At 40.0% G+C, this 14,261-nt stretch carries 11 protein-coding genes; 2 read left to right on the top strand and 9 right to left on the bottom strand.

Going from position 1 to position 14,261, the window contains the following annotated elements:
• Positions 1-262 (top strand): ATP-binding protein (locus T529_RS0108555; RefSeq protein ID WP_033163199.1); only part of this gene is annotated, 262 nt, incomplete at its 5' end.
• Between the two features lie 27 nt (positions 263-289).
• On the opposite strand, the gene T529_RS0108550 is transcribed toward T529_RS0108555, so the two are convergent.
• The 4 genes from T529_RS0108550 to T529_RS0108535 form a co-directional block, all read right to left on the bottom strand.
• Entirely contained in the window at positions 290-649 is a 360-nt protein-coding gene (locus T529_RS0108550; protein WP_476661781.1) for a hypothetical protein, read from the bottom strand.
• Complete coding sequence (locus T529_RS0108545; RefSeq protein WP_001126628.1) at positions 621-1,019, bottom strand: plasmid mobilization protein; 399 nt, start codon at positions 1,017-1,019, stop codon at positions 621-623. Before T529_RS0108545 ends, T529_RS0108550 begins: the two co-directional genes overlap by 29 nt.
• Before the next feature lie 646 nt (positions 1,020-1,665).
• Positions 1,666-1,857 (bottom strand): hypothetical protein, encoded by a 192-nt coding sequence (locus T529_RS13525; protein WP_000841357.1) that lies wholly within the window; start codon positions 1,855-1,857, stop codon positions 1,666-1,668.
• A gap of 131 nt (positions 1,858-1,988) precedes the next feature.
• A complete protein-coding gene (locus T529_RS0108535) occupies positions 1,989-2,186 on the bottom strand; it encodes a helix-turn-helix domain-containing protein (protein WP_001909500.1) in 198 nt (65 codons plus the stop codon).
• 82 nt (positions 2,187-2,268) lie between these two features.
• On the opposite strand from T529_RS0108535, the gene T529_RS13880 reads away from it, so the two are divergent.
• Positions 2,269-2,730, top strand: a complete 462-nt coding sequence (locus tag T529_RS13880) for a hypothetical protein (protein ID WP_021659603.1) — start codon at positions 2,269-2,271, stop codon at positions 2,728-2,730.
• A 41-nt stretch (positions 2,731-2,771) separates the two neighbouring features.
• On the opposite strand, the gene T529_RS0108525 is transcribed toward T529_RS13880, so the two are convergent.
• The 5 genes from T529_RS0108525 to T529_RS0108505 all read right to left on the bottom strand — a co-directional run bounded on the left by T529_RS0108525 (position 2,772) and on the right by T529_RS0108505 (position 14,260).
• The gene (locus tag T529_RS0108525; protein WP_000456787.1) at positions 2,772-3,539 is read right to left on the bottom strand and encodes a class I SAM-dependent methyltransferase; all 768 of its coding nucleotides are present in this window, start codon (positions 3,537-3,539) and stop codon (positions 2,772-2,774) included.
• Between the two features lie 231 nt (positions 3,540-3,770).
• A complete protein-coding gene (locus T529_RS0108520) occupies positions 3,771-4,226 on the bottom strand; it encodes an XRE family transcriptional regulator (protein WP_001071126.1) in 456 nt (151 codons plus the stop codon).
• An 81-nt stretch (positions 4,227-4,307) separates the two neighbouring features.
• On the bottom strand, positions 4,308-6,227 hold the full coding sequence (tet(W), locus tag T529_RS0108515) for a tetracycline resistance ribosomal protection protein Tet(W) (protein WP_033163194.1): 1,920 nt from the start codon (positions 6,225-6,227) through the stop codon (positions 4,308-4,310).
• 645 nt (positions 6,228-6,872) lie between these two features.
• Positions 6,873-13,709 carry a BspA family leucine-rich repeat surface protein gene (locus T529_RS12595; protein WP_051646926.1) on the bottom strand — a complete coding sequence of 2,279 codons (6,837 nt, stop codon included), beginning with the start codon at positions 13,707-13,709 and terminating at the stop codon, positions 6,873-6,875.
• Complete coding sequence (locus tag T529_RS0108505; protein WP_033163193.1) at positions 13,706-14,260, bottom strand: hypothetical protein; 555 nt, start codon at positions 14,258-14,260, stop codon at positions 13,706-13,708. Before T529_RS0108505 ends, T529_RS12595 begins: the two co-directional genes overlap by 4 nt.
• Position 14,261: the final 1 nt, after the last annotated feature.

The raw sequence follows: 14,261 nt of genomic DNA, 5'->3' as shown, positions 1-14,261 counted from the left end.
GATACTAGACGAGCTTGGCTACGAGAAGATGGATGTGGATACAGCCAATCTCTTCTTCAATCTCATTGCGAAGAGATATGAGAAGTCCAGCACTCTCATCACGACTAACCTGACATTCTCCAAATGGCCAGAGGTTTTTGGAGATCCTGTTCTTACGAATGCACTCCTTGACAGACTGTTACACCACAGTCAGGTATTGAACATTAATGGTCCTTCCTACAGATTAAAAGATCAGCTTCAGCTAATGACTGATGATGATTAAAAAGACAAAATAAAAATGTAGGAAAATCTACATTCTTATTTTGTCCAAAACCTGCATTATTATATTGACTTTTGCAGCCTGCGCCCGGTCTACGGTCAGGCCGTTGTCCGGCCCGTCCCGTGGGTCAAAGCTGATGATATAGTGGTGGCTTTTCACATCCTCCCGCCGCTGATTTTTCTCATAGCGGAGATTGGAGCGCATACACGCAACGGCAAAATCCTCGCCGCCGCAGTTCAGCGTGGACAAGCGATAATCCTCACGGGGGATAAGCCTGCCGTTTTCATCAAGGACGGGCTTCATAGTAAATTCGTCATGCTCAAAGAGCAGGTATTGTTCGGCGGCTCCGTAGTCGGCGTTCTTAGAGCCTAAATGCTTGAGTGTTGCCAACGGCGTCACCTACTTTCTTTAGGACTTCATACTTGAGGGCGGCAAGGTCGGCGGCCGCTTCCCGCAATTCCTTTGCCATAGCCGGGTAGGGGCTATGCCACTCGTTGAGGGTGCGGGCAATCTGGTTGAGATTGCCGCCAATCCTGCCGTACTCGGCTGTGAGCTTCCCGACAGCGGAGAGCAGCTCGTCATTGACTGACGACACATGGAGTACGGGGCGTATGGTAGTGCGCCGGATGGCCTGCCGGAGAAATTCGGACTGACTGATACCATAGGGCGCAAGCCGTTCTGTGAAGTCGGCGTATTCTTCATCGGTCAGCCGGGTTTTCACAACATGGCTGCGGTGGGGGGTGTTGTATCGCTTCGGCATGGGCTGTAAACCTCCTTTCACTTATCACAAAAAATGGGCTGGTCTGTTAGCTATTTTCGGGGCATTTCCTGTCTGCCGGACAGAAATATTTTTGCGGCGTAAGCCGCATAGCAGGGTTTGGGGAAGGCACTCCCCAACAAGTTTCCCGCGAGGGGCAAAACCGCAGAATTGCGGATTTTGGCACCGTGGTAGAAACTTGCTCTAAGTAAGCCGTAGATTTCCCCTTGCACTTACTACTCGTATAGCTGCCGCCTGTTTTGGCCGGATTTCTGCAAAAATCTTACGGCGTGGGGCGATTTTTACCCGCAGTTCTTTCTTTCCGCTAAAGATACATTTCAAAGGCCGCCAGCTACCCGCTTGCCGGGAATTTTCTCAAATTTTCCTTTGCCTTAGAAATACAGAAAATGCAGATTTGGCTACCGCCGCAGAAAATTTTTTGTTTCCGGCTTCACCTACCTACTACGGATGACTTTGCGATTTTGCCAAACGGATAAAGAAAAAAGCAGCAAATCTTTTTCAGACTTACTGCTTTCGCTGGCCGCCGATGGGCGGTGGATATTCAGTTTTGAAAGTTCAGGTCAGGTTGGCCCAATGATGGATAGCACAATAAATTCCTGTTTTCCCTTTAAGGCATTGTGCATTTTTTCTATTTCTCTTGATGATTATTTTTTTCATAATCAATCAATGTACCTATAACAATTCCAATCAACATTCCGATACCTGCACAAATAGAAATAGCAAAAAGATTTTGCAAAAACGCCCATGCCAACACACCTATGCAACCACCGACAATAAATCCTGTTAATAAGCCAATAGTTAAGTATTTATTACTTTTCATATTGCTATATCTCCCCTAAAAGTATATTTGTCGTTGGTTCTATTATACTATGACCTGCTTCCTTTAGGAATAGATGAATTGTAAACTGGCTGGAGTGAAACCGCTAATGACAGCCAGTGTTTGTTCTTTGTTTATCGGTCAAAGCGAAATTTGAACAGGGCGGCAATGAGCTGTTGCTTTATATGTTCCTCAACTTCGGCGTTGACTTTCCCGTGTACTTTGGAACAGTAGCGGATATATCCGGCATAGTGGGAAAGAATGGTGTCGATTGCGTCCGGGTCGCCCTCATGGGCTTTGACGATTGTTTCATAGGGGAGAAGTTTACTCATAGTCATTTCCCTCCATGAGCCGCCTTAACCGCTGCAAGGCAAGCCGGATATGCCGCCCCGCTGTGCTGCGTGTCCGGCCAATATGTACGCCGATCACTCGCTGCGGCTGGCGCAGGAAATAGTAACGAAAAATTTCTTCCTGCGTCTGCTCCGGCAAAAGGGCAAGGGCGGCGGCAAGCTCCGCATGATACAGAACGGCGGTCTGGCCGCAGGCGGTAAAAAGATATTCTTCAAGCTACTCCGGCTCGGCAAGCTGGACAAACTTTTCACTCATCAGATAATCAAGGGAAACTTCCCGTTCCCACCTCCGGCGCAGCTTCAAGATTTTATCTATGGCTGCGTGACGAATGACTACCTTGCAAAAGGCATTGAATGTGTACTGGATATGCACCTTGTAGGCTTCATCTTCGGTCATGGAAATTCCCCCTCTCTGAATAATAGTGCGGGGCGGCAGTACTCCTTGCTGTCGCCCCTTGATTGCCTACCAGCAAAGACGGGCGGGGCTGTCAACGACGGCGCGAAGCGGCGTTCATTTTATCGTTGACTGGCTCGGCTGGGTTTGCTATTTACCCGACAAACTTGAATTTATTTTAAGCTATCACGTTTTACCTTCTTAAGCCTTACTATCATTACCATAGGAATTTCTTTGTTGGTTTTGAAACATTCTTCATAAAATCCATCAATGACAAATCCAGCTCTAAAACAAAGGTTAAAAATATCTTGTATGGAACGATGATAATAAATCTGCTCTTTCGGTTGCCCTTCAATCGCTATATCATAGTAACTGTGCGGTGTCATATATTTTTCAGTCAACGTGACAAAACAAGGGTGTTGCGTTGCAAAGACAAAAATTCCGCTTTCCTGCAACAGTTCATAAACAGCCATAAGAAGTGGTTCAATGTCCGTAATATCCATAATTGCCATATTAGAAACTGCTTTCGTAAAGGCTCGATTTCTTTTTAATTCTAATATACTTTTTCTATCGGTCGCATCCGCCACACAAAATTCAATTTGTTTTGCATATTGTGATTGCCGTCTTTTAGCCAATTCTATCATTTTTTTGCTGTAATCAAAAGCGACAACCGAAGCACCTCTTTGTGCAAGATACGAAGAATAATTTCCATTGCCACACGCAATATCCAAAATGTAATCCGCAGGATTAGGAGATAGAAGTTCCGTTACTTTGGGGCGCACTACCTCTCTGTGAAATTCATTAGATTCGTCACCCATTGCATTATCCCAAAATTGTGCGTTCTCCTCCCAGATTTTTTTACTTTCCTCTGTTCCCATGTTCTCTCCCACTCCCAAAATTTGCTTTTTTGCTTCCATTAAATCTTCCTTACTATATTCCATTGTTACCCTCCATAACTTCTGATTGTTGTCGTCTTGACTATTATGTATCTTTTCTTTCCAAAATGGTATAGGCTTTTATTTTTGTAATGCTGCAAAACTTTTCTTCTGTAAGGTATTCAAAGGATATTTCCCTTTGCCGCCGCTTGCATTAAGCCGCCGCTATTGGAAAGCCAAAAGCAGCGGCTTTTTTTACTCGGTATTACCGAAAAGTATAGAAAGCAGGATATGTCATCATTTGTCATTTCTTCTCAATGTAATAACTGCATGGCATATCAAGCCAAATACAAGAGAAAAACAGCCACCGCCAAATAGCGATGCTCCCCACCCTGCACCTGACATTGTCATAAAACCGCCAACAAAGAAAATACCAATGCCAAGAAATATACCAACACCATAAAAAAGTCCAATTGCCATATCGTACTTATTAAATTGTCGTTTCTCCTTTTTTTCATATGTTTCCATCTTTGTTATTACCTCCTTCGCAAAATCGTCCATGTTGACTCCAAAAAGAAAGCAAATTTTTTTCAACATATTTAAATCGGGTTCATTAACATCTCTCTCCCAATTCGATAGTGCCTGCCGGGTAACATTCAATTCCCCGGCTAGTTCTTCCTGTGTCATTCCCAATTGTGTTCGCAGATGACGTATTTGCTTTCCTGTTGTAATATTCGTCTGTTCCTGGTTCAAAATAGTTTCTCCTCTCTGATACTGATTTTATCAATGATATTTCGCAATAGCCAGCAATGAACGCTTGCATTGCGCAAGACGTTACATTATCTTCTGAAACATATAGCGCACCTTGTCCAGGCGGCTGTTTGGACGGCGGGGCTGGATGACTGGCTTGCCGACAGCGGCCTGATACCCTTTCAGTTCTGTAAGGCATACGCTCTGCCCGTTGGTGTAAAAGGCCAGATCAGTACGGTATGCCTGTATACAGCGGGCGGGAATCTCGCCAGTAAAGACAACTTCATCCTTTTTTACCTGGACCGTTTCGATGGTGGCACAGTATTTCGGTGCATCATGATAAGCCCTGGAAAGATATTCCCGGGGCGCATAGAGGGTGAAGGAGAGATAAGGTTCCAGCAGTTGCGTCCCTGATTCCTTCAATGCCTGTTCCAATACAATCGGGGCCAATGAGCGGAAGTCCGCCGGCGTGCTGACCGGACTGTAATAAAGCCCGTATTCAAAGCAAATCTTACAGTCCGTTACGTTCCAGCCGAACAAGCCCTGCTCCAGCCCGTAACGGATACCATCCCTGACAGCGTTTTGAAAACTCTGGTTCAAGTATCCCAGCGAAACCCGGCTCTCGTATTGTACACCGGAGCCAAGCGGGAGTGGTGTAACAGACAGTCCGATGGATGCCCAAAACGGGTTGGGCGGCACCTCGATATGGATGGTGTGGCTGGCTGCTTTGAGCGGCCGCTCCATATAAATGACGGCGGGTTCCTTTACCACTGTTTCAAGCTTGTATTTTTCCGACAGCAAAGCGGAAACAACCTCCAACTGCACCCGGCCCAAAAAAGAAAGAATGATCTCATGGGTGATGGAATCCACCTCGCAGCGCAAAAGCGGGTCAGTATCCGCAAGTTGCGTAAGAGCGTCCAGCAGCCGTTCTCTTTGCGCTGCCGTTTTCGGCGCAATCGACGTCCGCAGCATGGGGAGGGGGTCCTCACGCCACCTTTTACGAGGGAGCCGGGTTGGGTCCCCTAATACATCGTTTAACCTCACGCTGTCGCTGGGAAGGATAACAATTTCACCCGGATAAGCGGTGTCTGTCCGAACAATTTCCCCTTTGGATGGAATACGCATCTCTGTGATTTTCAGCTTTTCTCTCCCGGCCAGGGCCACCGTATCCCGCAGGCGCAGCGTTCCGCTGTATAGCCGTAGATAGACACGCCGCTGGCCGCAATCTGTATACTCCACCTTGAAAACGCTGCCGCATAGGGCGGCGCTCCCCTGTTCCCCAATCGGTTGGAACAGCCCTGTCACCGCATCCATCAACGGTTGAATGCCAAGGCCCTTTTTGGCGCTGCCATAATAGACCGGGAACAGGGAGGCGTCTTGAACCCGCCGCTGTTCCTCCCGCACAAGTTTTTCCCGGCTGATTGGTTCTCCTGCGATATACTTTTCCAATAATTTATCGTTATTTTCGATGACCGCATCCCATGCTTCTATGTCGGTATTTTCCTCCAGGACTATTTCCGGGGACAGCGACACCGTCTGCTTGATGATAATATCGGCGGAGAGCTTATCCCGAACAGACTGAACCACGCTCTGCAAATCAACGCCAGCCTGGTCGATCTTGTTGATAAAGATAACGGTGGGAATGTTCATTTTCCGCAGGGCATGGAACAGAATACGGGTCTGGGCCTGCACGCCATCTTTAGCGGAGATCACCAAGATGGCCCCATCTAAAACAGCCAAAGAGCGGTACACCTCCGCCAAAAAATCCATGTGGCCGGGCGTATCCACAATGTTGACTTTACATCTGTGCCACTGGAAGGAAGTGACTGCCGCTTGAATGGTAATCCCACGCTGCCGCTCCAAAAACATGGTGTCCGTCCTCGTTGTCCCTTTTTCGACGCTCCCCGGTTCTGAAATGGCTCCGCTGGCATATAGCAGGCTCTCCGTCAAGGTCGTCTTTCCAGCGTCTACATGGGCAAGAATTCCAATATTGATTATTTTCATGTGATTGTCCTCCCTTTACTGCCCCGAAGGGCATAAAAATCCCCAGCAGTAAAATACTTTTACCACTGGGGATGATAATTTGCGGACATACACATATACAGCATACACCTGTTTGTGAGTGCTGTTTTTGGGGATATGTCAAAATTGATAAGGCAAAAGTATTCTTAAATTGGGTACAAAAAACTAAGCCCCTACAAAAGGGACTATCATAATCCTTTGTTCCCACTATTTGATTATAGTTTTATTTAAGAATACCTTGCCGCATATTTTTTACTCCTTTTCTGGAATAGAATTATTATATCACATCAGTTTTAGGAAAACAAGTATCTAAAAGAAATTTTTCTTCCCCTTATATGTAACAATCATACCGGCTTCCTAACGTTCAGAATGGTTTCTACTGTCTGCTGCGGTGTTTGGTTGGAATTGTCCAGCCAAAAGCCGATCCGTGGTGTTGTCTGCATTTTACTAAATACAAATTCAATGTATACAGAAAGAAATATATAAGGAGTGGGAGGGATTCCGCCGTAGTCGGCATTGTAGGAAAATCCAAAAGTTTAGATTTTCTCAAAATGCTTATCTTTTGGTCTTTGGTTCGGAATAGTGTAGTGCTGGCGGTCTATCTATTGTTTTCGGTTGCTTGCTTCTTTACCGTACATGAGCATTATAAGAAGGCTTGTATTCACCCGCTGTTTCAGTAATTTTATACTGTGCACCAACAGGAAGATTATCAATCTTTAGTTCTTCATCCTTCTTCATCATTACATGCACATAGCCATTACCATCACTATCTGATGTAAACACGTTATTACCTAGCTTATACTCTGTATTCTTTTCAAGCTTCTTGAATGCAACATCAAAGTCATATGTATGTTCATTTACAGAGAAACCTTCTACCTGTTTCTTCATCGTAAAGCCATTTGTTTCTATATCTAGATTCTTTTCTTGATAGTGGTTTTCAAATAGAACATCAGCATGATAATTATCATCATTTAACATTCCACTTGCATTTGTATGAGTCGTTATGAGCTCTTCATATTCATTTTCCTTTACTGAGTATGACGTACCTTCAGGAATATCTGTCAAATGAGCGGTTTCACCATTTTTTAGATTTACTCTACCAACACCATCGTTAAATACAACATCACCAAATATTTGTGTACCTTTAATATTTTTTCCAGATAGGGTGACCGTGAAAAGATAACTCATATCCTTATATTTATTTGGAACTTCAATTGTTGGTGAATCTTCTGTGATCTTATATTCCTTCTTTGTAGAAGGAATAACTTTCCCGTTTTCATCTAATCCTGTTACAATTGCATAGTAGCCATACCCATCTCCAATACCAATATAATCAGATCTAAATCCAAAAGTAACACTGTCTCCATCAATATCATATTCTTTAGTGTTACTTGTATTTGTATGATTGCCGCCGCCAAGCTTTCCTGAGATTGAGGTGCTGTGATTATTTGAAGCTGTGTAGTTTGGATGTTTCCCTTGCCACATGCATACCCAGTCACAATCACTTGACTCACCACCATAAATTATCTTCACATGAAGTTTGGATGCGCCATCAATTGTTACAACATCGTTTATATTCATGCCTTCTAAATAGTTACCATTTTGGATTCCTTCATCATTTATATTAGGTGTATGAGAGTATTTAGTTACTGGAATATCAGTCAATACCAATTGTTTACCATCCACCTTCTTAGTTATATCAATACTATAGTAATCTTTCTTTACTACTCTTGTATCAGTATTTACGATTTCCGAAGGATTTTCTTTTGTAGTTACAACTGGATTATTCTCTTTATTCGAAGATGTATAACCTTCAACAGGATCTTCCCATGCATAATAAGTTGCATGATCATCAGCAACATTAAATTCATAAGTCCAAACATCACCATCTTTAGTTATTGTAGCATCAGTATCAGATGAATAAGTAGCCCTATCTTCAGCATGAACTTCAGTTATAATACTCAAGTTCTTAAATAGTGAAATAATATTTGATCCGATTTCTTTTAGTGTCTCAATGAATCCAATGTTATTCGCTTTTGCGCCTGTTGAAGTAGCCTTATAAGTGAAATAACCTTTACCATCACCACCATAATAAGCTTTACTCATACCAGTTTCTCTAGGGTCATAATTAGGTAGCTTATAGCTATTTCTAAACATATCCCCATCCCAATCCGATATATTAAGCCACGGCTCAGAAACATATATTCTTTCTAAATTATCACAATAAGAAACCATATCCGATACCTCACAAGAGTAAGTAGCATAACGATTAACATGCATATTTGAAAGATCTAATTCTTTTAATTTTTCACAACTAGAAAACATGCCATTCATATAACGTGCAGCTTCAAAATGAGAAACGTCCAAAGTTTCAACGTTTTTCACGTCATTAAACATATAATTCATACTATATATTGATGGGGTGTTAAAAGAAGATACATCCAGAGACTTTAACGAAATACATGCATAAAACATTCCGTCCATATATTCAACTTTAGCAGTATTAAATGAAGATATATCTAATGAGATAAGTGAACTACAGTATCTAAACATATAAGACATATTTATAACATTTGATGTGTCAAACCTTGAAAGATCTAAGGCTTTTAAATCTGAACAAAAATCAAACATACAAGACATATCTTCAACGTTTGAAGTAACAAAAGATGATAGATCCAATGATTCTAAAAGTGAACAGCGATAAAACATTCCGTACATATTTTTAACATTTCTGGTATCAAAGGAAGAAATGTTTAATTTATTTAATTTAGAACAGCTTCCAAACATATACTTGAAGGAAATCACCTTTGACGTATTAAATTTAGAAAGATCTAATGCTTTTAATGATGAGCAACCATTAAAAATATAACTCATATTTTTAACTTTAGCTGTATCAAAATTAGAGACATTTATAGACATTAGAGAATTGCAATCACTAAACATTCCTTCCATATTTGTGATTTTGCTAGTATCAAAATTAGATAAATCTATTGATTCTAATGCTTTATTGCTAGAATACATTTCCTGCATACTTGTCATAAAAGCAGTATCTATTTTATTTGTATCTATCTTAGTAGCCTTATCAAAATATGAGAACATATATTTTACTGCATCCGACATCCTTATCGTTTGTGCATTCGTCCAATAATAGATAACGTTATCTTTTTGCCAGCCATATATCTTATAACGTGCATTTGCATCATAGAAATTTTTATCAAGTCGAACTGCATTATTTGGCACTTCGGTTTCCGAAATATCACTATACAAAATCGAAGTCACACTATTAGCTTTAAAATTTAAAATATGAGAAAATGGACTATTTCTAATTTTGGAAGAATAATTGACTTTATCATTCAAATTATCCTCCCTCCACTCCACATAAGAAGGAATTTTTGTGATATCTGTTGTGATATGAATAACAGGTGTTGGTCTTTCTTCATTTGTCTTGTTGTCTTTCCAGACCTTCTTAACAATGATTTTGCCATCTTTAATCTTTTCGTTGTCTACACGATATTTATTGTTAGTGTTATGTTCTTGACCATCAATTGTGTATTTACCGTCTTTCTCAATAACGACTACATGCTTGGTGCTTTCAGCCGTATATCCAGTTGGAGCTTTTGTTTCCTGGAGGATATATGTACCTGACTCAAGGCCATCGAATGTCACAAGTCCATCGGCTCCTGATATAGATGTTTTATTAACCTTTGTTCCTTTATTGGATGTTCCTTTCAATGAGAACTCTGCACCTTGAAGTAATGAGTCGTCATATGATGACTGCTTTGAAATTTGAATTGTATGATATGGTTCATTATAAATAATGATGTTGCCTGTCTTATCAGTTACTGCATCCTGTATGCCTGCATTACCCTTGTCATCAATAACTGCAGTATAATCTACATCATTGGAAATATAGCCTTCTGGCGTGCCCACTTCCTTAAGCGTATAGACACCATATTCTATATTTTCAAATCTAACAGTTCCATAATCATCCGATGTTGCATAAAGGAGCACTTCATTCTTATAAACTGATTTACCTGTTAGACTAAAACGTGCATTTTTGACACCTAAAGCCTTATTAACCAAATCTCGTTTTTCAAATACAACATCACCATGTATTCTTGGATCATCTGTCAATGTAACGACATTGTCATTCTTTGTAATTTCTTCATTGTCATTCTTATAGATAAAGAACTGACCTTCATCATTAATGATTACATTGTATTCTGTCTTGTCTAGGAAATAATCATCTGGTGAATATGTTTCCTTGAGTTTATATGTTCCTTTTTCAATAACTTCAAATACGAGATTGCCCTTTGCATTTGTTGTTTCAGTGACATCAATCTTAGTATTGTAATCTGATGTACCATAAAGACGATACTTTGCGCCTTCAACAGAGTCATCGCTTTCAGATGACTTCTTATGGATATCGACATTGCCTGTCATCTTGAATGATACCGTTGTATAGTCATGATGGATCAATGCTGTTTTTTCATTATCTTTATTGTCTATTGTTGTATCTCTGACGTATATGTTATTGTAGGAATTCTGATAGCCATCAGCCTTACCTTCAACTTTATCAGGTGCCTGCATATAAATAACAGCATTAAGCGTTTCACCTTCATTAAGTATATAGTCACCACCATTAGTATTCTTAGAACAGTCAATAGCTATTGCTTTTACAGAAGAAAGTTTTGTATTTTCATCAAGCTTCTTCCATATTGTACTGTCTTTGAGATCATTGTTGTTGTCTATTGAAAGGTTGTTTTTTTCACTATAGTAGACAACAGGAGCGATACCCTTAGACTTCAGTTGTGTAAGATCCAATGAACTTAATGTTCCATGCCAGTCTGATTTCTTTCCATTGACTGAATAGTTCTCAAGTGAATCATAGATAATGATATTCTTTCTCTTTGTTGTATAAGAGTTGACAAGACGTGTTTCATAAGAATACTCATCTTTACCTGATACTAAGGTACTGTATGAATAAGCACTATCCTTAGCTGACTTGACTTGAAGCTGTAAGCCTGTAAGTGATGAGGCAATGTTGGAGATACTGTATGAATCTTCATCATAGAGGAATTTGGCTGCATCAGTTTGTTTATCTAGGTCTATCATGTAGGCCTTATTAGCAGCTGACATATTACCACCATTATCCGCGAAGCCATCTGTGATATCTTCGTTGCCTGTTTCATAAGCTACTGGGTTGATAATGTTTTCGCCATAGTCCTTCACAGAATCCCAGCTCATCATAACACTAAGATATAGATTGTAATACTTCGCTTGTACTGGAATATCAACAATGATGAGATCTCTCCCACTCTGCATATAGTTCTGCTTGATTTCATAACTGAAGTCATTCTTGCTTAGTGTGCCCTTTTCAGTTTCAACCTGTAATGTACCTTTCTTAAGATGTGTACCTTTAGGTAAAAGATCATAGAAACGTCCTGAATCCTGTACAAGATAACTTGTTTTGTCATCAGTTTTAATTGTTTCCATTTGGTCAATCTTCCATCTTAATTCATAAGCCTTCTTAGCTGGATTATTGCCAGTTGAGAGAAGATGCTTGTTGAGGCTTGAGGATTTCTGTGGTCTGATAGCTCTATCAAATGCATAACTTCTTGCTGAAGAAATCACATTATTCTGAGAATCTGTGATTTTCGAATCTGAGAAATTTTGTAATCGAATAATATTCTTGTCTTTAATCTTAGAATCAATATATTTAGAGCTCTTCAAACTCATATACGGATAGATTTCAATAAATGTATGATAATGTGCATTGGATGTTGTAACTCTGAATCCAGTCACGTTTGATTCATCAGTAAAAGTAATTTTCTTATCAGTAAATTCAGAAACCAAATCATTATTGAGAATATGGGCACCATCAGTATCATATGAAGCTACTTTCTGCCATTCTCCATCATTATTACGCACCCAGAAATAAATTGGATCTTCATTCTTTCCCTGCGTATCCACAACGAATTTTTGTTCAGCTAAATCGAATTTACGGATTTCATACTTGACAGACCAATCTACAGAAGTATAACGATAGTCATCTTTATCAAGTTTTCTTGCATCTTCAGGAATATTATAATAATGCGCATTATTTTTCACATTATCCGTGATATTCTCATCCAGATAGAAAGTATCTGTCGTTAATTCATAATTAACCTTGTTCTTGCCATAGTTATCAGGATTGTCTCTACTTCCGCTAACCGTATATGGATAAGGATAAGATAACAAATTCGTATAATATTTAAACTTATCTATAGTTTTACCAGATTGAAGTTGATCAAGGTTATAAGAAGCAAAATCCCAGTAATAATGAAATTTATCATACCAGTTATTATTTCCATAATTCTGACTGCTGAAACGTCCTACTGGATAAACAAACTTAGGTGTATCCCATCTGAATTCCTGACTTGATGAAGCAACTGTAGGTGTATCCACCTGATCAACAGGTGTGATTGTTGCCTTTACATCATTGTCTAACGCATAGAAGTCATCTTTCTCATACTTTCCAGGATCATAAGCAGTAAGAACATAGCTTGTATTTTCATCTTTTGTTAGATTGTTGAGAACATTTTGCGTACTAAACTTCAAACTACCACTTCTATATCCCACAACAAGTAGTCCATCAGTCTTAGGATTGTCTTCAAGAGTCAAGTTATAAGGCTGAGTTAGGGGGTCTTTAAGCTTTGTATCAATCTGCCATATGAGAAACCATTTGTCTTTTGTGTTTTCAGGCTGAGTGCCCCAGCTTTTGTCCCATTGGCGATAGATTTTTTGTGGAATTTGCTTTTTAACTGAGAAAATGGTTGCTGAAGTATTGATATAGACAGGAACCATAGCTGTTTCAGCTGTTTCTGTTTTACCATTATTTATGAGTGAAAGATGTGCCTGGAATGGATCTGAAGCTTCCATGTCCTTATAGCTAAAAGTACTTTGGCTTGTGAGATAAGATACTTCGATATAGCCATGGCTACTGCCTGAGAGGACATGTCTGTTGTAGATAATGTAGTTATTATGATCATCACTTTCCTTATAGGCATAGTCAACCTTATGAGAAGAATCTTCTTCCTCTTCCTTGACAGCTTCTTCTTCAGTTGGTACTGAGAGCTCTATGTAATCCGCATATTCACCATTACGATTCTTGAGAAGTCTCTTTGGAATAGTAATCTGAAAGCCATTTTCAACAATGTCATGTTCTGCCGAAGTGTCATAGTTGATTCTGTAAGTGAAACGATGCTTGTCATAAGTTGTAGTTGGAGTCCAGACATAGCGACCTTGGATATCTAGCTTAGCACCACTAGCTACCTGGACACTGAAATTGTCTATGGCAGTTGTTTTTGTATCTTCTGCCTTGACTGGTGCAGCATTAGGAATGAGCAATGACATAACCAGGAGTAAACTCATGCCTAAGACTACTATGATATGTAATGTCTTGTTCATGAATCTTTTCATCATATGTCTGTCCCTCTCTTATTTTGTAAGTATTTCATTAAGTAATAAAATAAGGCAAGTGCCGAGAGAAACAAAGCAGCGATGTATTTCATGATACTTGTTGCATCTTCAGTCTTCACATGTTTTGTCTTCTTAGATACAACATTCTTTTCTTGTTTGATTGTGTTGTTAGTAACGTTTGAACCAAAGATGATATCCGTCTTATTTATGCCATCTTTACTCGCATAAATAGCTGATTCCATCTTGCCATCCGCATTTCTAGTTACAACAACAGTTGTGTGGTAGGTTGTGCCCTTGTCATCAGTAATCAGATAGTGATAGTTATCTGCCTTGGTAATTGGAATGACAAAGGACTTTGTTTCATTATTGAGCGTCAAGTTTTCCGTACTAGGAAGTGGGGAATCCGTAGAGGATATTGTCACTTTATGAGACGTATTTCCCTTTGCGGTAATAGGCAATGTAATTGTATGTTTAGAGGCATGAACACTGCCCATACCAAGCGTCAAGAAAAGCATCATCCATCCTAGCAGGATATTCGTTTTCTTTCTTTTCATT

The organism is Sharpea azabuensis DSM 18934 (assembly GCF_000702165.1).
GTDB classification, from domain to species: Bacteria; Bacillota_I; Bacilli_A; order Erysipelotrichales; family Coprobacillaceae; genus Sharpea; species Sharpea azabuensis.
The sequence above is the reverse complement of the archived record's forward strand: the minus strand, read 5'-3'. Positions and strand labels throughout refer to the sequence as shown.